The sequence below is a fragment of the Ornithinibacillus gellani genome, from assembly GCF_003730295.1.
Lineage (GTDB): Bacteria > Bacillota > Bacilli > Bacillales > Amphibacillaceae > Ornithinibacillus_A > Ornithinibacillus_A gellani.
This window is the reverse complement of sequence record NZ_QTSZ01000041.1, coordinates 123,555-144,547: the sequence shown is the minus strand read 5'-3', so window position 1 is coordinate 144,547 and position 20,993 is coordinate 123,555. Positions and strand designations below refer to the sequence as shown.

The 20,993-nt window shown below is 42.7% G+C and carries 15 protein-coding genes; 9 read left to right on the top strand and 6 right to left on the bottom strand.

The window, feature by feature from the left end:
* The first annotated feature begins 516 nt into the window (after nucleotides 1–516).
* From DX933_RS18745 to DX933_RS12985, 7 genes are all read left to right on the top strand, one after another.
* Nucleotides 517–4,719 (top strand): S8 family serine peptidase, encoded by a 4,203-nt coding sequence (locus DX933_RS18745; RefSeq protein ID WP_123316879.1) that lies wholly within the window; start codon nucleotides 517–519, stop codon nucleotides 4,717–4,719.
* Between the two features lie 621 nt (nucleotides 4,720–5,340).
* Complete coding sequence (locus DX933_RS13010) at nucleotides 5,341–5,979, top strand: pentapeptide repeat-containing protein (RefSeq protein ID WP_123316877.1); 639 nt, start codon at nucleotides 5,341–5,343, stop codon at nucleotides 5,977–5,979.
* Between the two features lie 25 nt (nucleotides 5,980–6,004).
* On the top strand, nucleotides 6,005–7,180 hold the full coding sequence (locus DX933_RS13005; RefSeq protein ID WP_123316876.1) for a DUF4317 domain-containing protein: 1,176 nt from the start codon (nucleotides 6,005–6,007) through the stop codon (nucleotides 7,178–7,180).
* 167 nt (nucleotides 7,181–7,347) lie between these two features.
* The gene (locus DX933_RS13000; RefSeq protein ID WP_190279519.1) at nucleotides 7,348–8,700 is read left to right on the top strand and encodes an outer membrane protein assembly factor BamB family protein; all 1,353 of its coding nucleotides are present in this window, start codon (nucleotides 7,348–7,350) and stop codon (nucleotides 8,698–8,700) included.
* A 219-nt stretch (nucleotides 8,701–8,919) separates the two neighbouring features.
* Entirely contained in the window at nucleotides 8,920–10,437 is a 1,518-nt protein-coding gene (locus DX933_RS12995) for a malate:quinone oxidoreductase (protein ID WP_123316874.1), read from the top strand.
* A gap of 129 nt (nucleotides 10,438–10,566) precedes the next feature.
* Nucleotides 10,567–11,805, top strand: coding sequence for a dicarboxylate/amino acid:cation symporter (locus DX933_RS12990; RefSeq protein WP_123316873.1), 1,239 nt, complete (start codon nucleotides 10,567–10,569; stop codon nucleotides 11,803–11,805).
* 284 nt (nucleotides 11,806–12,089) lie between these two features.
* Entirely contained in the window at nucleotides 12,090–12,638 is a 549-nt protein-coding gene (locus DX933_RS12985; protein WP_123316872.1) for an NADPH-dependent FMN reductase, read from the top strand.
* Nucleotides 12,639–12,690: 52 nt separating this feature from the next.
* Here the strand turns inward: DX933_RS12985 and DX933_RS12980 are convergent, their stop codons facing one another.
* Nucleotides 12,691–13,575, bottom strand: a complete 885-nt coding sequence (locus DX933_RS12980; protein ID WP_123316871.1) for a fructose bisphosphate aldolase — start codon at nucleotides 13,573–13,575, stop codon at nucleotides 12,691–12,693.
* A gap of 176 nt (nucleotides 13,576–13,751) precedes the next feature.
* Between DX933_RS12980 and DX933_RS12975 the strand changes: the two genes are divergently transcribed.
* Nucleotides 13,752–14,513: a hypothetical protein gene (locus DX933_RS12975; protein ID WP_123316870.1), complete on the top strand. Its 762-nt coding sequence runs from the start codon at nucleotides 13,752–13,754 to the stop codon at nucleotides 14,511–14,513.
* Nucleotides 14,514–14,644: 131 nt separating this feature from the next.
* Nucleotides 14,645–16,726, top strand: coding sequence for a catalase (locus tag DX933_RS12970; RefSeq protein WP_123316869.1), 2,082 nt, complete (start codon nucleotides 14,645–14,647; stop codon nucleotides 16,724–16,726).
* A gap of 110 nt (nucleotides 16,727–16,836) precedes the next feature.
* Here the strand turns inward: DX933_RS12970 and DX933_RS18485 are convergent, their stop codons facing one another.
* From DX933_RS18485 to DX933_RS12945, 5 genes are all read right to left on the bottom strand, one after another.
* Nucleotides 16,837–18,087 carry a hypothetical protein gene (locus tag DX933_RS18485; protein WP_190279518.1) on the bottom strand — a complete coding sequence of 417 codons (1,251 nt, stop codon included), beginning with the start codon at nucleotides 18,085–18,087 and terminating at the stop codon, nucleotides 16,837–16,839.
* Nucleotides 18,088–18,235: 148 nt separating this feature from the next.
* Nucleotides 18,236–18,460 (bottom strand): hexameric tyrosine-coordinated heme protein, encoded by a 225-nt coding sequence (locus tag DX933_RS12960; protein WP_223805964.1) that lies wholly within the window; start codon nucleotides 18,458–18,460, stop codon nucleotides 18,236–18,238.
* A gap of 127 nt (nucleotides 18,461–18,587) precedes the next feature.
* Nucleotides 18,588–18,845, bottom strand: coding sequence for a hexameric tyrosine-coordinated heme protein (locus tag DX933_RS12955; protein WP_123316866.1), 258 nt, complete (start codon nucleotides 18,843–18,845; stop codon nucleotides 18,588–18,590).
* Nucleotides 18,846–19,380: 535 nt separating this feature from the next.
* A complete protein-coding gene (locus tag DX933_RS12950; RefSeq protein WP_123316865.1) occupies nucleotides 19,381–19,968 on the bottom strand; it encodes a DNA-3-methyladenine glycosylase in 588 nt (195 codons plus the stop codon).
* Nucleotides 19,969–19,985: 17 nt separating this feature from the next.
* Nucleotides 19,986–20,855, bottom strand: a complete 870-nt coding sequence (locus DX933_RS12945) for a GNAT family N-acetyltransferase (RefSeq protein WP_123316864.1) — start codon at nucleotides 20,853–20,855, stop codon at nucleotides 19,986–19,988.
* Between the last annotated feature and the right edge of the window lie 138 nt (nucleotides 20,856–20,993).

Here is a 20,993-nt window from a genome sequence, read left to right as displayed (position 1 = left end):
CCGGAACCATTGAAAATTAAACTGGAGCGTCTGAACCGTCAAAAATTTTGGCATGTGAGTCCGAAAATGAAACGGAATCCATATCCCGCAGGTGCAACCAAAAATGAAACGAATCCCCTGGTTAACTATCCCGATAAGGTATCCGATGATTACCCCAACAAGCAAAATGGTAGGAATCAGCAAACTGATTCCAACAAAAAAATACAGTTTTTCGATATTTTTCATCTTCATCATCTTCTTATTCATCGAAATATCTTCTATTACCCCAGATTTGGGGTTGCACCGCATAGGCCTTTAGCACTTATTATATGAAAAACTCCTCTTTTTTAGGAAAATACACCTACTTCATAAGGGGGAATGGACTATTTACAATTGTCTTAACATACAAAATAACCCCAATTTACAAATTGAATATTCTTGGTAGGCTTAAATAAAGGAACATCCTCGCATAAATAGAATAGTTAACAGTTTTGCGTGGAAAAGATAGATTCTTAGAAAAGTGAAGGGGAGAACAAGATGATAAAACAACAAGTAAAGCGTTTGTTGATGGTAGTTATGACTATCGTGCTACTGGTTGGCTCGATGATTATGCCATCTGCCGCGCCTAGCTATGCAAAGCAGGGCACAAATGATGCGAAGGACATCATCAATAATCTAACAGCTGAACAGCAAGCAGCGTTAAAACAGCTGGATGCGGATGTTGGATTCACAGTGCATCCTAGTATTAATCAAGAAAGTGATGATTTAGTAGAACTGATTGTGGAATTCAAGCAGGATCCCGCAGCAGTTGAGGTAGCAAAGGCAAAGTTGAAAAAAGAAAGAAATGTTCCATCTTTGAAAGGTGCGAAACAAAAGGTGGAAGCATCTCATACTGCATTTAAAAATGCAATAAAGCAATTAGATGATCAACAGGTAAGTAGATTGGCGAAACACAACAAAACAGTTAGTATTGAGATTACTCAAGAATACCGTGATGCTTTTAATGGCGTGGCTATTACTATGCCTGGTACAGCGATTAAAGATATCATGCAAACAGGCTTGGTTAAGCGAATTTGGAAAAATGAAACGGTACAGCTAGATTTTCCAAAGGAACAAGGGAAAGCAATCACTCCTAAAATGATTGATAGTGTTCCACAAATTGGGGTAGACCGTTTACACGAGGAAGGTATCTTTGGGGAAGGAATTAAGGTTGGTGTCATTGATACTGGAATTGATTATAATCATCCGGATCTTACTGATGCCTATCAGGGATATAGAGCTGAAGAAGGAGAAGATGCAGCAGCTATTGAACCGAATAGTGTAAAGGGTTGGGACTTCGTGGAAAATGATGCAGACCCAATGGAGACAACGTATGAACAGTGGTTGGAATCTGATGCTGAAGAATTTGATGCGTACGGAAATAGCTTTTATACATCTCATGGTACACATGTATCTGGTACAGTAGCAGGTCAACAGGGAAATGATGTGGACTACGCTGTAAAAGGTGTTGCGCCCGGAGTTGAATTATATAGCTACCGTGTACTTGGTCCATATGGTAGTGGGGATACAAACTGGGTGCTAGGTGGTATAGACAAGGCAGTTGCGGATGGAATGGATGTGATTAACCTTTCTCTTGGTATGAATACCAATGATGCGTTATCACCTACTGCAATCGCTGTAAATAATGCGATGCTTTCCGGTGTGGTTGCGGTTGTTGCTGCAGGAAATGCCGGTCCAAGCGCACAAACGGTTGGGGCACCGGGAACAGCGGCTTTCGCAATTTCTGTCGGCGCAAGTGATGCTGCACAAACTATTCCAGTGTTCACCGCAACAACAGGTGAAACTGCTTATGCTGATGTACAATTATTGGCAAAGAATTTTTCGGATAAATTAGAAGGTCTAAAGGGACAATCCTACCCATTGGAATATGTTGGCTATGGGGATGGGGATGATTATATAGGCAAGGATTTGACAGGTAAAATTGCTTTGGTTGAGAGAGGGGAACTTTCCTTCAATGATAAGTTAATCCATGCGTATAACGCGGGTGCCGAGGCAGTTATTGTATTTAATAATGAAGCAGGTCAGATTCCATATTATGTTGGAGAAAGCACTTCTTTTCCAAAATCTTTCCGTGTATCTAAAGAAGACGGGGAGAAACTCGTAGAAGCGGCCAAAGAGAATACACCATTTACATTTGGTGAATTAAGTGATACACAATCCGAAGGCGATTACCTGGCTGATTTTAGTTCACGAGGCCCTGTTGCTGGAAGCTATGATATAAAGCCGGATGTGGTTGCTCCTGGTGTAGCGATTTTCTCAACCTACCCAGCTTTTGTAAACGATCCGACCAATCAAAGCTATGATAATGCTTATGCAAGAATTCAGGGTACTTCGATGGCGGCGCCACACGTTGCGGGTTCTGCTGCGTTAATTTTGCAGGAACATCCGGAGTATACTCCTTTTCAAGTAAAAGCTGCGTTGATGAATACAGCAGTTGATCTCAAAGAGGATTATTCTGTATACGAGGCTGGTGCAGGTCGTATTAATGTATATGATGCTGTATATGCTGAAACAGCTATTACCGCAGTTGATACCGTTAAAATGGTGGAAGAAAACAACGAAATAATCAAAATGGACCATGAGACGGGATCTATTCGGTTTGGTAGTTTCTATATAAATGAGGGTGAATCAATCGAAAGCACGAAAAAATTGACTATAGCAAATCAAACCTCAGAAGAGAAGTCCTATACGATTGAAGTAGACTTTTTACAAGCAAATGAAGGTAATCGTAAGGATGCAGAAGCAAATGGAGTCGTGTTAAATATCCCAGATACAATTACCGTATCAGGCGGTGAAAAGGTTGAAGTTGATGCGGAGATGACCGTCCCAGATCATGCGGCACATGGATTTTATGAAGGGTATCTGCGAATTTTAGATGATGCAGGGGAAAGTTATCAAGTACCATTCGCAATCCGCATATCATCTAAAGGATTCGATTACCTAGAGCTTGATCGACCTGCTGTTCCAAACAGATGGTCTTATCACCCATTTCTGATTCCATTTCTTAGTATGAAAGTGAATCTAAAAAGCCCAATGGACTTGGTTTATATTGTTATTAAGGATCCAAAAACAAGTGAGCCAATTGGAATTGTTGGGGCATTAAAGGATTTGGAACCAGATACGGAATACGTTGTATCAAAAGCTTTTCTAGGTAATGCTCAACGGTTTACCGGAGATCCGGAACAGCCAATTGAAGAGAAATTGACGCGTTTACCAGAAGGAGACTACATTTTTGAATTATTAGGTATAGATGAATCGGGGGAAGAATTCACGATAGATACAGATGTGATTGTAGATAATACACCACCTGAGTTGACATTCCTTGATTATGAGCCGGGAATTATTGAAGTGAATGAGTCAATGTTTACAGAGGAACATGGACAAGAGGCCTTTTGGATCCATACAAATGTATATGATGACACGATTGATGTGTTGAATGAAAAAGGTTATGAATACGATCAGTCAAGTAATTTTGTAACTTTTTATCAAAATAATCTCTTCCCAAATGCACTTGGTGTTGCACCGGACGGTAAAATGAGCCTTGGTGTGCTGCCGGAGGAATTGGAAGCTGGTCCGGTTGAAGTAGATTTGCAACCAGTGGATTTGGCAACCAATGCGGATACTAGAGCATTTACGAGATATACTTTTGTAAAAGAAGGCAGCTCCTATGGGGTACAACGCTATGATAAGGAAAAAATCTATCTAAATGATAGCTTTACCATGACGCTCCAGTTAAAAGATGTTGAAGCGTTATTATCTGGAACGTTTGATGTTGAATTTGATAAAACTTTATTTACCCTAGAAGATGTTCAGGTAAATGAAGCATTCCAACGTTATGCAGATGAAAATGGTATCCAGGTGAAGCTGGATGAGCCTGTGATTGATGAAACGGACTGGTTTGATATGCTGCATGTTGGTGCATCTTTAGAAGGAAACGATGATTTTAAAGGCTTTACGGGAGATAGTGCTTTCCTGGACGTAACATTTAAGTTAACGAGTGATGAATATTTCGATGGTGCAACTGCACTAGGTATTGAAACATTCTCGTATGAGCAGCTTGGTGGAACAGAGCCAGTTGATATACCTATTTTCCTAGAGCAGGCGATGGAAGTGATTCCTAAACACTCAATCCTTTCTGGGTTCATTGGCGCAGAAGCATTTATCCACGATGATGGGTTCTTAGAAATAATGGATTATGAGAATGCAGGGTTCAAGGTATACGCAGAAGCCAGCAATGGTAAGAAATATACAGCTGAAGTAAATGAATACGGTGAGTATCTCTTATACGGTATGCCTGCATCAGAAAAAGAGTTTACCATCTATTTCGAATTACCTGGGCATATTAATACGCAAACAACTGTTCAGCCAGGCTATGATTATAAAGACGAATTTATTGGTGAAGAATTTTGGGTGGATTTAGTGCCGAGTCCTGCTGGTGATGTGAATGGAGATGGCGTTATTGATATTCATGATGTCATGCGAGTTGTTGCCCAATACGGTAAGGACCATCCGAACACCGATATTAATCTTGATGGGATTGTGGATGAAACTGACATTCGCTACATCGAAAAGAATTTCTTAAAAGTTGGTGAAGGTGTGAAGAAAGCACCAATGGAAAAATTAGGTCCAAAAGGGTTGAATGACTTCTTGAAAGCAGTCGGTCTAGAACCAATGGAATAATGCTGAGGATACGCTAGACAAACAGGCATCTCCGAAAAGGGGATGCCTGTTTTTGTTGCGCTAATGGCGCTCGAGTGGAGTTTAGTGTCGTGTGGGCTGGGATTTTTCACTCAGAAGGTGTTCGAGTTGAAATTTGAGTGGTTTAGGTTGGATTATTTTACTCGAAAAGGGCGCGAGTGAAGTTTTTGGTATTGTGGATTGGATTATTTCACTCGGAGGGAGCGCGAGTAAAGTTTTTGGTGTTGTGGTTTGGATTATTTCACTCAGAAGGTGTTCGAGTTGAATTTTGAGTGGTTTAGGTTGGATTATTTTACTCGAAAAGGGCGCGAGTGAAGTTTTTGGTGTTATGGATTGGATTATTTCACTGGGGAGGAGCGCGAGTAAAATTTTTGGCGTTATAGGTTGGGTTTTTTCACTCGGAAGGCGTGCGAGTGAAATTTCCTGTATTGGGAGATTGATTTTTTCACACGAATAGCGTACAAGTGAATTCTCCTACGTTTCCCTTCAGCTGAGGGCTATATCATGTATGAGCGGCTTCGGGGAACTATAAAAACATGTGGTTGTATTGTATAATGGCGTAGCACCTAGTTTATATTTTTTAATAGAAATGAGGGAGCTGCGATGGCGGGGAATGTGAAAGTACAGCAGCCGAGAATTGCTGAAAATATGCCGGAAATTGATTTTGAAATACCTGAAGATCGTGTTTTACATAGAGGTGTGATTGAAAATTGTACGATTTCCAATCAGGATATAGAGCGGGCCATTTTGGAGGGGCTCGTTTTTAGACGGGTGACATTTGAAAATGTTACATTCCAGAATGCGGAGCTCGCAGACGTGATTTTCGATCATTGTGATTTGTCCAATACGGATTTAAGTGAGGCTATGATTCATCGGGTTGCATTTCAATCCTGCAAGATGATGGGGATTAACCTTGCCGATGCGACATTGGGCAATGTGCATTTCGATGCGTGTTTGGCGAATTTTAGTTCTTTTGGCTTTGCCAGGCTCAAGCAGGTTGTGTTTCATGGCTGTTTCTTGGAAAATAGTGATTTCTATGAATGTCATTGGCAGAAGGTGCAATTGAAGGAATGCCATATTAATGAAACTAACTTTGCCCGTACGTCACTAAAGGGAATGGACCTCAGTGATAGCCAATTTGAAAAATTAAATATTACGATGGAGGATCTAGCGGGGTGTACGGTATCTACCCACCAGGCCATTGGTTTTGCTAGATTGCTTGGATTGAAAATAAAAGAATAATAGGTAGTAAGGAGCTGGAACAGTAATGAATAAAAAAGATATTGCAGCGATTCGCAAGCAATTTAAATTGGATAATGATTTATTAAAAATCCATGATATTTACAATGTTTATATACGCCAGGAAAGCAGTGACATTTACCATGAGGAAAGCCATCCATTTGAAATGCTGGAGCGGGAGCAGCAGGAGTTATTTTTAACCAATTTTAAAAAAGTATTGACCGGAAAGCCGGATGTTAAACTATTTCAGGTGCGATTTCAAGCTGGGGAGGGCAATACGAGCCGTACCATGCTGCATGAGGGAATGCGTGCACAGGATGTAGGGGAATGGAAGGAAAACATGCTGCATATCGTTGAAAAAATGTTCAGCGAGAAGCAGTATGATAAGGATGTCGTCGTGACTTTTATTCGTGGCGAATACTTTCGTCCGACCAAGCGTAACAGCGAGGAATCGGAAATTAGCGACCGGGATGAAGTGTACACAAATCCGTTTATTTTATGCAGCATGAACAAGACGGAGCAGCCAAAAAGGTCTCTTGTCTTTGATTTTATTGAGCGGGAATTCAAATCGAGTATTTCGGTAGATTCTATCATTAACTTAAAAGCACCCATCTCTGGATTTTTATATCCGGCATTTACGGATTTTGGGGCAGATGTGAATCATGTACTGTATGCTGCGGGTAAGGCCAATGAGCCAGATTTTGATTTCATTGAACGGGTATTACAAGGGGAAGATATCATTACAGCGGAAGAGGATAAGGCGGTTTTTGAAGAAGTTGTAAAAGAAGTAGCCGGCGATACGGTAGATACGAATACATTGGCTACTGTCTATGAGGAAATCCATCATATGCTGGACGAGGAGGAAGAAGAGCATACACAGTCGCCAACATTGGATTATCGTGATGTAGAGCGTGTGCTAAAGGCGAGTGGTGTACAGGACGTTGATGCAGAAAAAGTAGAGGAAGCCTTCAAAACGGTCATAGATGATGGGTCATATGAACTAAAGGCGAGCAATATTGTTCCTAATTACAACTCCAAATCCATTAAAATCAAAACCAAAGTAGCTAATATATCCGTTAGTCCCCAGGATTTGAGGTATATTAAACAAGTAAACTATGGAGGAAAGAACTGCCTATTAATCGAGGTTGAAGAGGACACAATGATCGAAGGATTTAAAATAATTTCAGAGCAGGCATTGAACTAAAAGTGATTATTAGATAGTAAAAACGCTTGTGTTGTTATCTCTTGTCGAAATAGGTCGTTTGTATTATTTTTCAGATAATCTGATAAATTAAAATGATTTGTCTTGTATCGTTATCCCTATTATGCGAAGCTAAAAAGTGGAATTATTCACATAGGGAGAGAACAAACATGAAAAAAATAGGGTTCATACTCGTCATGGGGCTTGCGTTTTTTATCGTGACGGGTTGTTCAGATGGGGCAGATGAAAAAGAAAAGGAAAATCAAACAGCTGCTGAGGAGGATGTCGATTCCGCACAAGGGGTAGAAGATGAAAAAGCAGTCGATGCGGAAGAAACAGACGGGGAATCTGAAGCCGCGGATGATACCTTTCTTGGCACGATAGATGATACGGAAGTAATTGCACTCGAAGATTATCCGGAAGAAAATTGGCTAAAGCTGGAGACAGAAGAGGATGTGCAAAGTCGTGCCTTTCTAGATGGGGACACGGTTTATACCATTACAAGAGACGATGAAGCCGTTGCTTATTCGACAGATGGCAAGAAGCTTTGGCAAAGTGAGGCACTACCGTATCCGATTAGGAGAACGGTCGTGTTGACAGAAGATTATTTGTTAATCAATACGGAAACGTCAGAGGGTGAAACTGCATATATTGAGGCCTTGGATAAAAAGACAGGGAAATCTGTATACCGGATTAATTTGGATAAATACAATGATCTGAGTGAGCTATATGTATTGGATGACGCGATTTACTTTGCGGCAGGAATCCGCTCTAACCCGGATGATTTATTATTTTCCGATACGTTCACCTTTCATAAGCATAGCCTGAAGGACGGAAAGGCTATTTGGGAAAAGGATATAGATATGTTTACGGTAAATACAAAGGGTGCATTATTTCAATTTGCACAGAAGGATGATCTATTCTATTACGTGAATGAGGATAGTGAGATCGTTGCACTGGATAAAGAAACCGGGGAGCAAGCCTGGGCAGTGGAAGGTCCGGAAAAGTATCGTTATACCCTGCCATTCCTATCTGAAGATAAGCTGTATGTCATGGGACAGGAAGTGATCTGGAGTTATGATGCTGCAACCGGGGATAAAATCTCTGAATTTGCTTTTGAAGGCGGCGTTACCGATTTTGCATCACCATATCCGGCATTTCATGGGTCTACTGTCGTTTATCAGGATGTAGATTTTGACACGGGTTTATCGACGATATGGGCAGCAGACCTTGATCAGGGCGAGGAAATATGGTCCGTAAACCTGCCGGAAGAAGATTATTTATATACTGCTCATATGATGAATGATACGCTTTATCTTTTGACAGAAAAACGGGATAAAGAATTAGAGGAACCAACCAAAGTGATCAAACTCGATCCGGAATCCGGCAAACAGTTGGAAAGTATTGCCTTGGATGAAAAAGTTGGAGCAGGACCTGGAAGTGTATATATATCCGCGGATAGCCATCAAGATGGAGCGTATATCTCTGCGTTTTACGATGATATCATTTATTTCATAAAATAAGAATGTGATGGAGCGCAGCATGCGGATGCTGCGCTTTTCGTCTGTGAAATTTGGATGGTTTTTTTATGATAAAACGTCACATAAACTACAATATGTTACAATTTTTTGATAGAATAGTAGTAATATCGTTTTTTATATTAGAAAGCGAAGTAACCAGGTCTTCCTGGCTTTTTGTGCGTAAAGAGGAAAGCTGACAAGAAAATCAGCAAATTTTATAGTATGAGGAAGGTTAATATGAATAAAAACACTTCAACGGACGTTATTTTAATTGGTGCCGGAATCATGAGTGCTACTTTGGCCACGTTATTAAAGGAGCTTGCTCCAGAATGGAATATTACTATTTTTGAAAAGCTGGAAAAAGCGGGGCAGGAAAGCTCAAATGCATGGAATAATGCAGGTACCGGTCATTCTGCACTTTGTGAATTGAACTATACGACAGAGAATGCAGATGGCACGATTGATGTTAGCAAGGCATTGCGGATCAACGAACAGTTTCAAATTTCTAAGCAATTTTGGTCTTATTTAATTCATCAAAAGCGCATTGAAAATCCAGAAGAATTCATTATGCCTGTTCCACATATGAGTCTTGTACAGGGCGAAACGAATGTTAATTTCTTGAAAAAGAGATTTGAGGCACTTTCAGATAATCCTTTGTTTGAGGGTATGGAGTTTGCTGATGATGTGGAAACGTTGGCGAAGTGGATTCCGCTCATTATGAATGGACGCGAATCTGATGAGCCGATTGCCGCCACGAAAATTGATAACGGAACAGATATAAACTTTGGTAACCTGACCAATAAGCTGCTCGAAAACCTAAAGAAACAAGATGGGGTTACGATTCAGTATAAAGCAACTGTAGAGGATTTAACACGTACAGAAGATGAAGCGTGGGAAGTGCGTGTCCGCAATTATCAGGACGATCGATTGGAATTCCACACTGCGAGCCATATCTTTGTTGGGGCTGGTGGCGGTGCTTTGTCCTTACTGCAAAAAACGGGTATTCCGGAAAGTAAGCACATTGGCGGTTTCCCAGTCAGTGGTTTATTCCTTGTGTGTAATAACCCTGATATCATTGCACAGCATCATGCGAAGGTATATGGTAAGGCTGCGGTTGGCGCACCTCCTATGTCTGTACCGCATTTGGATACGCGTTATATTGATGGAAAAGAGTCACTTCTATTTGGACCATTTGCCGGCTTTTCGCCGAAGTTTTTGAAAACAGGCTCCAATTTGGATTTAATTAATTCTGTTAAACCAAATAATGTCATGACCATGTTAGCAGCTGGAGCAAAAAACATGCCATTGACAAAGTATTTAATCCAACAGCTGCTGCTTTCCAAGGAACAGCGGATTAAGGAATTACGTGAATTTGTTCCCAATGCAAATGAAGCAGATTGGGATATTGTAGTTGCCGGCCAGCGTGTGCAAGTTATTAAGGATTCGGATACAGAAGGGAAAGGAAAGCTGCAATTCGGTACGGAAGTCATTACGTCTGCTGATGGTTCTGTTTCGGCATTGCTTGGCGCTTCACCAGGTGCATCCATTGCAGTCCATGTAATGCTCGATGTATTGCAACGCTGCTTCCCTGACCAAATGCCAGCATGGGAAGAGAAAATTAAAGAAATGATTCCTTCATATGGCATTTCATTATTAGAAAAACCGGAAATGATTCGCGAAATCCATGCATCCACTGGTGTCGTTCTTGGACTGGAGCGGGAAAAGGCTACCATCTCCTAATAAATAGACGAGCATACATCTGCACGTGATCAAGCAGATGTATGCTTTTTATTTTTAGAAAAGGATATAATAAAAAGATAAGCGGTATGGAGATGATTATATTTTTCATAGGAAGAAGGAATTACAAACATGAATGTATGGAAACATTATCGGGATAGCTCCCTTGTATTGAAAATGTCAATCGGTTTTTTCTTAGGAATCATTGTGGCACTCCTTTTTGGGGAAAAGGCAGATATATTGGCGCCGTTAGGAACATTGCTGATTCATTTACTAAGCTTGATTGCTATCCCTGTTATCTTTCTAACCGTTGTGTTGGCGGTTAATAAAATGAACATATCTCAGCTTGGAAAAATGGGCGGTAAGCTCATGCTTTATTATATTGCAACAACTGCAGCAGCTGTATTAATTGGTGTTGCGCTTGCATTGGGATTCAGTCCCGGACAGCATTTAACCTTGCCAAACGTGTCTGTAGACAAGCCGGAAATTCCCCATGTATCCGATATTTTGTTACAAATTGTTCCGGAAAACTTATTTGCAGCTTTTTCAGCAGGCGACTTGATGGCGATATTATTTGTTGCGGTCATCATCGGCATGGCGATTTCGACAATGATATTTTCCAAGGAAGAAAAGATGCAGGAATACGGTGCCCTGTTGGATCGATTTTTTACAGCTTTAAATGAAATGTTTTATAGAATTTTACGCGGAATATTACTCTATGCGCCAATCGGTGTTTTTGCAATCAGTGCCTCAACCTTTGGAACACAAGGCTGGAACACCTTACAATCCTTACTTGTCTTTACGGGTGTATTTTATTTAGGATTGATTATTTTGTGGGCAGTTGTGTACACGGGCTTTCTCAAGCTTTCCGGACATTCCGTGCGGGCATTTTTTAGAGATACGAAGGAAGCATATACAACGGCCTTCTTCACATCCAGTAGCTTGGCTTCCTTGCCGATTGCAATTGACGCAGCCAAGAAGGCAGGGATATCGGAACGGACCGCAAACTTTTCTTTGCCATTGGGAGCCATTTTTAATTCAGATGGCGGAGCTTTACGGATGGGGGTATCACTCGTATTTGCCGCAAATATTACAGGACTGAATTTATCGATTACAGACTTTCTAGTCATCGTCGTAATTGGAACCTTGCTATCTGTCGGTACTGCCGGCGTTCCAGCTGCAGGTCTGGTAACACTTTCCGCGGTTTTAAGCATGTTCGGTTTGCCATTGGAAATTGTCGCCTTGATCGCTGGAGTTGACGCCATCATCGGCATGGGTGGTACAGCCTCCAATGTTGTCGGCGACATCGTCGGAGCAGCAGTTATTGACAAACAAGAACCAAACCAACAAGAAGAGCGCAGTCTGGCATAGGGCGCATCATGATTAAAAGATAGAAGGCACTCGTGGAAAAATTGGATGATAATCGGGGGAAAAACGGTTCGGTCTTAATCGTCAAAAAATCCTTCATCAATCGATGGAAATTAAACGAAAGCAGCTGAACCGTCAAAAAATTGGATGATACTCAGGGAAAATTAAACGGTTCAGATGCAGGTGATTGGTTTAATTCCAGCAAATTAGTGATATAGAACGATATGTTCACATATTTAAACATAATTGGTGACATGCTAGTGGAAAAGGAAAGGGGATTCGTTGAAATGAAAGTGGCTATTTTAGTTGGTAGTTTGCGTAAGGCGGCTTATTCAAAATTGTTGGCAAATAATTTGGCAGAAATGCTGCCTAAGGATGTTGAGCCGGTATTTGTCGATATTAGCAAGCTTCCTTTTTATAATCAGGATTTTGATGATGAAGGTGAAATACCTAAAGAGGTCCAAGATTTTCGTGAAGAGATGAAGGATATGGATGCGGTGTTATTTGTGACACCGGAATACAATCGTTCCGTACCAGGTGTACTAAAAAATGCCATCGATGTAGGCTCGCGTCCGAAGGCTTCCAGTGTTTGGGCAGGGTTGCCCGCAGCGGTTGTGAGTCAGTCGCCGGGGAATTTGAGTGGATTTGGTGCCAACCATCATTTAAGGCAGTCCTTGGTGAGCTTAAATATGCCAACGTTGCAACAGCCTGAAGCATATATTGCCAATACAGCTGCATTATTTGATGACGATGGAAAAATTGCCAATGAAGGAACTGCCGCCTTTTTACAAACATTTGTCGATGAATTTGTTGCCTGGATCAAACGTCATCAATGATCATAAAACAACCGAGCAAAGGAGAGTAATTTCCGATGCTCGGTTTCTTTGTTTAGATTGACGCTTCATAAATAGAGTCGACTGCTTTTGCTAAGGTGTCGTTGAATGCTGAGTCAGATTGATTTACATTTAAATCCTGACTCAATGCTCTGGAAAAGCTAGCGATCAGTCCGTCATTTGCCTTTAGCTTTTTATTTGCTTCATCGGTTGAATAGCCACCGGAAAGTGCAACAACCCGGACGACGCGCGGATGATCAATTAATTCTTTATATAGATTAACCTCAGTTGGTATAGATAGCTTAAGCATCACATTTTGATCGCTGTCTAATGCATCCAAATGCCGAAGTATTTCTGCCTTCAGTAAGTCCTCACATGCGACTTTTTCTGCGCTATGGATGTCTACTTCAGGTTCTATGATTGGTACTAGGCCAGCAGCGATAATCTGCTTGCCGATTTCAAATTGTTGATCCACAACGGCTTTGATTCCTTCTTCATTGGCATGTTTAATAACGGAACGCATTTTTGTTCCGAAAATATGACGTTCATTTGCACGCTTTAGCAGTGCATCCAAATCCGGGATAGGCTTCATGAGCTGCACACCATTGGATTCTTCCGCTAATCCCTTGTCTACTTTTAGAAAGGGAACAATGCCTTTTACGTCAGCTAAATAATCGGCTGTGTATTTTCCTTCAATTTTACTATCCATTGTCTGTTCAAATAGTATGGCTCCCAAAATCTTCTCAGAGTCAAAGGCCGGGGAAGTGATAATTCTTGTCCGCATGTCATGCACTAGTTTGAACATTTCATCCTCATTGGAATATGCATCCTCGGAAACACCATAGGCAGCTAAAGCTTTTGGTGTACTGCCGCCACTTTGATCCAGGGCTGCGATAAATCCTTTGCCATGCTTGATTTTCTCAAATGCTTGTTCTTGCATTGTATCCACTCCTTTTACTATTTTTGAGACTGCTCCAAAAGTATGAACATCCTCTTTTTGAAAGAAATTGAAGCAAACCTGCCACTTTTATTGTAGCATTAAAAGTAAATATACGTTTGTCTGAAGGGTTGAAAAATAGCAGAATCTGATAATGGAGACAAAGTGAGGAGATTGAGATGAAGCATATTTACGCTTTTGAAGATGTAATCACGTTTGAGAATTTAAGAAAAGATGTTAAAGAGATAAAGGCTGTGCTTGATGATTACCAGAAAATCATGGAACAGCATTATGAATTGAAGGAAGTACCGCGGGCATGTATTTGGACAACGGAAGAGCTGGCGACGACCTTCTTCTCGAGCGTTCCGATCCCAGCATTCACGAACAATGATGTTATTTATATGTCCCCAGATGTAGCAAGCTGGCAAGAGCTTTTTGTAAAACAATTGGACAACAAAGACTTGCCTGACATACAAAGATATTATGAGGAACTTTCAATCATACATATAGCAACCATTGCTGCCCACGAACTAACCCACCACTCCGATTTATTTTTAGATGAATTTGATGATGACTACGCGTACAGTATTTGGTTTGAAGAGGGAATGTGTGAGTATTTACCTCGAAAGCATTTGTTAAGTAGCCAGGCATTTGCAAAATGTACCGAGGTAGAATCAAAGCTGGTTTCTGTCTTTCAATCCCAATATGGTGGTAGGTCGCTGAATGATTTTGGTGCTGGGAGCTATACAGAAAGTCTATCGAGTATTATGTTTGAATACTGGCGCAGTTTTTTGACAGTCAAGCATCTGGTTGAGGTGAAATACAACGGGGATGTTCATGCGGCCTTTCAGGCATATCATACATGGCATCGGAACGGGAAGCAGGAGCCATTAACGGCATTTTTTGATGTGGAGGATATTTTGGAAGGGAGTAATTTATAGGAATAACCATAAAAGTCGTAAACATGTCACGGCTTTTTATTATGTATTTATAACGAATCAAGCATATCCACCCGTCCTCTCTCATATGTTCTATATGGAGCAAATGATCATGAGGCCAGGAGGGTGATAATGTGCATCAGGATGATGATAAGGGGAAGAAGCGGGATAGGCAGCAGTCTGGTCAGGATGAAAAGAGTGAGCAGCTGGAGCAGTATCGGAGGCAGAATACCGGAAAGGGCAAGAAGCTAACGAGTGACGCTGGGATGAAAATATCCAATGACGAGTGGTCGTTGCGGGCAGGGAAGCGCGGACCAACGTTATTTCAAGATTTTCATTTCTATAAGAAGCAGTCGCATTTTAATCGAGAGCGGATTCCGGAAAAGGTAGTTCATGCCAGAGGAGATGGGGCGTACGGAGAGTTTGAACTGTACAAATCCATGAAACACGTCACGAGGGCGCATTTTTTGCAGGAACCGGGTACGAAGACACCTGTTTTCGTTCGTTTTTCTAATTTCATTGGGAGTATGGGATCCAAGGATACGGCCATTGATATTCGTGGTTTTGCGACCAAGTTTTATACGCAGGAAGGTAACTATGATATGCTCGCCCTTTCTTTTGCTGTGTTTGCGGTGATGGATGCAATGAAATTTGCTGACTTTGTTCATGCCGTAAAACCGAATCCGCGCACAGGGGTGCCACAAGCGACAATTGCACATGATAATACGTGGGATTATATTTCCAGTAATCAGGAGATTGCCCATTTTATTATGTGGTTAATGTCTGACCGCGGACGACCAAGAAGCTGGCGGATGATGGAAGGTTATCCGGTTAACACGTTTCGTTTCATTAATGAGGCGGGCAAGTCAACCTTTGTTCGGTTTGTTTGGAAGCCGCTACTTGGTATGCATTCCCTGTTGATTGATGAAGCAAATATAATTGGTGGTGTTGACCCAGATTACCATCGCAGGGATTTGCATGAGGCAATTGAAAGAGGTGCTTATCCGGAATATGAGCTTGGGGTGCAATTAATTGAGGAAAAGGATCAATTTAAGTATGATTTTGATATTTTAGATGATACCAAGCTGTGGCCGGAGGAAGTTATTCCAGTGGAGCTAATTGGTAAGCTTACCTTGAATCGTTTGGTTGATAATCATTTTGCGGAGGAAGAGCAATCCTCCTTTGATCCATCTACACTTGTGCCAGGCATTGATTTTACAAATGACCCTGTCTTGCAGGGACGTTCATTTGCTTATCGAGATACGGATTATCATCGACTAGGAACAGGGAATATTAACGAAATTCCAGTCAATCAGCCGATTGTTGAAACGAATTACAATTTGCGTGATAGTTATTCAAGATACCGAATAGATGTAGATTCAGTTAACTACCATAAAAATGCTTTAGCTGGTAATACACCTGCAGAGGTGCCACCTAAAGAAGGCGGGTTTACCCATTATCCGGAAGAGGTGGAAGGCCATGTGACAAGGGAGCGGCCAAGTGATTCATTCCGTGACTTCTTCAGACAGCCAAGACTGTATTGGAATAGCTTAACAGATGTGGAAAAACAGCATACTGTCGAAACATTTATTTTCCATTTGGGATATGTTAAGAGTAAATCGGTAAGACAAAAGGTAGTGGATATGTTTGGAAATGTGGATACCGGAATGGCTACAACTATTGCAGAAAATATTGGGGTGAATCCACCAAAAGGTCCGCAAGTAGCTGTATCAAAAAGTTCACCGGCCTTAAGCATGCAAAACACAGTGTTTTCCGCTTATACACAAAAGGTTGCTGTTCTCATAGGTAATGATTTTCCAGCAAGAGAAGTGAACCAAGCACTTCATGCCTTAAAGGAAGCAGGCGCATTTATCCATATTGTAAGTGAAGCGTTAGGAGATGTTGTCGGAGATGATGGCACTAGATTAAAGGTTGATCAAATTTTTACCTCTACTTATTCTGTGCTGTATGATTCCTTTTACGTGGTTGGTGGAGATGTGGAGAATCAAGCTTCATTCAACCGTAATATCATGGAATACGTCGGTGATGCATATAAGCATTATAAGCCAATAGGTGTAGCAACATCTGGTCAGCCATATATTCATACATCCAAAGGCAATAATCTGGCCGGAGTTATTTTTGCGAATAATAATCCACAGTTTGCTTCCGAGTTTGTAAAAGCTGTAGCTAAACAACGGTTTTGGAATCGTACGTAGGGAGATAGTAGTACGTCCCATTGCAAAGTAAGAAAAAACTTATTTAATGCTTTGAATGGTCATCATCTATCTTGCGTGGATTACACCAATTTGCGCCGCACACGGAATAGCTAAAGTTGTGAGGAACGGAAACCTAACTCATATTCGATAGAGTTCCCTTTGGATAAGGATGGAAACGGCCAAAGCCGATTCCTGCCGAGTCGCATGCCTTGGCGCTGAAGTTGCATGCCCTGGCCCGGAAGTCGCATGCCTTGGCCTGGAAGTCGCATGCCTCGGCATGAAAGTCGCATGCTCCAGTGTAGAAGTCGCATGCCCCGGCGTGAAAGTCGCATGCCCCGGCGTGAAAGTCGCATGCTCCGGCGGTAAAGTCGCATGCCCTGGCCCGGAAGTCGCATGCCTTGGCCTGGAAGTCGCATGCCTCGGCATGAAAGTCGCATGCTCCAGTGTAGAAGTCGCATGCCCCGGCGTGAAAGTCGCATGCTTCGGCGTAGAAGTCGCATGCCTCGGCGTGAAAGTCGCATGCCCCGGCGTGAAAGTCGCATGCCTCGGCGTAGAAGTCGCATGCCTTGGCGTGAAAGTCGCATGCCCCGGCGTGAAAGTCGCATGCCCCGGCGTAAAAGTCGCATGCCCCGGCGTGAAAGTCGCATGCTCCGGCGTGAAAGTCGCATGCCCCGGCCCGGAAGTCGCATGCCTTGGCGCTGAAGTCGCATGCCCTGGCGCTGAAGTCGCATGCCTTGGCGCGAAAGTCGCATGCTCCGGCGCTGAAGTCGCATGCCTTGGAGCGAAAGTCGCATGCCCCGGCGTGAAAGTCGCATGCCCCGGCGTGAAAGTCGCATGCCACGGTGTGAAAGTCGCATGCTCCGGGGAGGAAGTCGCATGCCTCGGCATGAAAGTCGCATGCTCCAGCGTAGAAGTCGCATGCCCCGGCCCGGAAGTCGCATGCCTTGGCGTAGAAGTCGCATGCCTTGGCGCTGAAGTCGCATGCCTCGGCGTGAAAGTCGCATGCCCCGGCGTGAAAGTCGTATGCTCCGGGGAGGAAGTCGCATGCCTCGGCATGAAAGTCGCATGCTCCGGCGTAGAAGTCGCATGCTCCGGCGTGAAAGTCGCATGCCCCGGCGCTGAAGTCGCATGCTCCGGCGTAGAAGTCGCATGCCTCGGCGGTAAAGTCGCATGCCCCGGCGCTGAAGTCGCATGCCCCGGCGTGAAAGTCGCATGCCCCAGCGTGAAAGTCGCATGCCCCAGCGTGAAAGTCGCATGCTCCGGCGCTGAAGTCGCATGCTCCGGCGTAAAAGTCGCATGCCTTGGCGCGAAAGTCGCATGCTCCGGCGTGAAAGTCGCATGCCCTGGCGGTAAAGTCGCATGCCTCATCCACAAAGTCGCATGCCTGCAGGGGAATAAATCGGCAGTGGCCGATTTCCACTCCATCAAAAAAATAAACGTTTGGTAGGTCGTAGTCCAAACGTTTATTTTTTAGTGTATCTCATTTTGTTCAGCATAACTTACATTCAATCATTTCCAATAATTATTTGCTGCTGCAACGGTCTGAAAATGTGTTGCGATGACGTGGGAAGCAAATGTGAGGCTATCTGCATCCTCAGCATAGGTGGGTCTAAGCTTTTCACGAACCTCTGGGTCAGGCTGGGTATATCCTACCCCTTTTCTGGCCAGCGTAATCGCAAGTTCAAATCCCTGTTGTGGCGTCTCCGTTTGCAGGCTTGTCAGCCAATCTGCCATCATCTCATCCCCTTTCATACAATATGTTTATTATAGATGGTATGTACAAACTATTCAGTGATAATTGTCACTGTTTTCACGCAAAAAAGAGCAGTTTAAGCTTCTGCTCTTTTTTTGATGGGAAAAATCATTTTCTGTTGTGCTTTTTTTTCGGTTTTGATTTTTTCCAGTAATTATTAGCTGCTGCAACGGTTTGGAATTGGATGGCTATTACTTCCGATGCATGAATGAGGCTATTGGCATTTTCTGAGTAAATCGGTCGAAGCCTTTTCCGAATTGCTGCGGATGGCTGGGTAACTTCTACTCCTTTTTGTGCCAGCTTTACAGCTAATTGAAAGCCTTCTTCAGGGGTTTTGGTCAGCAAGCTTTCTAGCTGTTCTGCCATAGGATCCTCTCCCTCCTGTGTAATCTGCCTACTTACTAGCATATGGAGGGGAGAAGAAAAAGTGCATCTGGTTTTTCGCAGATTAACTGGCTGTAAGCCCCCCACATCAATAATTTTTGTTGATAACAAGCATGGTAAGTGTGGGATCAACAGCCAGTAAAGGCCTGATTGGTTCAACTAACAATCAGTGGGGAAAGTGCGAAAACCCCACTGATTGAAGTTTCACTTTATCACAGATTAACTGGCTGTAAGCCCCCCACATCAAGTATTTATGTAGATAACAAGATGGTAAGTGTGGGATCAACAGCCAGTAAAGGCCTGATTGGTTCAACTAACAATCAGTGGGGAAAGTGCGAAAACCCCACTGATTGAAGTTTCACTTTATCACAGATTAACTGGCTGTAAGCCCCCCACCTCAAGCATTTATGTAGATAACAAGATGGTAAGTGTGGGATCAACAGCCAGTAAAGGCCCGATTGGTTCAACTAACAATCAGTGGGGAAGTGCGAAAAGCCCCACTGATTGAAGCTTCACTTTATTTCGATACAAATGGGTGATTGGCTGCCCAGAAACGGTATGGGTAATCCTTTGCTTCACCAGAGCCATCAATACCAATTCGCTTGCCAGTCGTTATCTTTGGTTTTACACGTGGTACGGCAATCCAAATGGGGGGCTGTAAGAATGAATGTCCGTAGGCTGCCATAGAAATGCCCATTGCTTTCGTCAATTTCCCCGGTCCATTGGTTAGTAGCGGAAGCTTGTTCACAGGTCTGCGCTGCAGCATGAGGTCTATCCCGGTCAATGGCTCCAAGGCACGAATCAGTACGGATTCCGGTTCACCGATTGCGCCACTTACAACATTAATGAGGCAATGGGTATGCATGGTGTGGGTATATGCGTGTCCTGGTGCACCGAACATGACTTCAGTACGCTTCGTATGCCGGTATTTAAACCCATGTGCAGCCTTGTCCGCTGCGCCTAGATATCCCTCTGTTTCGACGATGGCACCTGCAGAAATTCCTGCAGTTGTTTCATGAACAAGCATACAGCCAATCAAAGATTTAGCCAGTTCCAATGTATCCTGCTGATAAAAGTCGACGGGTAGTGGTTGATAGATGTCCATGCCAGCCTCCTTACATTTTAGACAAGTTGTACGTTCACGATATAATGCTGGAGCTTGCTTGATTCTTGAAATCCTGCGCGTTTATACAGCTGGATAGCTCCCGAAAGCTGTTCCATGACAGATAAGGTAACAACCTCGATTTGGAGGTTGTCAAATAAGAATTGCAATGCCCGCTGAACAAGCTTTGTTCCAATGCCTTGCCCACGAAATTCAGGGGCGACAGCAATAAATTCGATATTGCCTTCCTGAAAAGTTGGATTTCCCTCTACATAGACATAGCCTGCTAGTTTGCCGTTTATTTCTGCATAAAAAATCTTTTGCTGTTCATTGCGTCGGGTGAGAATGGTTGCCCCGCTGTAATAGGCTTTCGGAAATGTTCGGTCATGCAGTAGCTGAAAGGCCGGTTCCTGTGCTGGGATGAGCTCCTGAACAGATTGCTGTGATAAACATTTAAAATCTTTTCGATGAATCGTTAGTGTGTGATGTCTGTCTTTCGCTTCAGCGTGTATACTTTGCATGAAGGCAGCAGCTCGCGTATGGTCCACATGATAATAACCGTGAAAGGTATTGACCTGCGTACCTACTTTTTTAAGAATATCCTGCCAAAGCAATGTCGCTGTTTTTTGCCAATCCGTCTCGCGAATAAATGGGCCCCACATTTCAGCTGAACCATCGTCCAGATTGATATCCAGTCCCAGGGCTGCAGTAATCCGACCATCTTTTTTCATCACAGCAAAGGAACGATCCAAATCTACATCGGAAAAATCATGCTGTAATGTATCTAATATTTCATCTTTATCCTGTCCACAAAATCCAATATGATGAGTGTTTTCTCGATTCAGCAACGCAATCAGGTCAGCTGTTTCTTCTAATTCCTGCTTATTCATATATAAAACCTCTCTTTCCCCGTTCGTTCTATTATTTGTATGGTCTGATTGTATGGGAATAAGGTTTAAAATGCAATGAAATAAAAGAGGGAAGTGTTCGAATAACAAATCCTATTCTTGAACTCACAGAAAAACCCG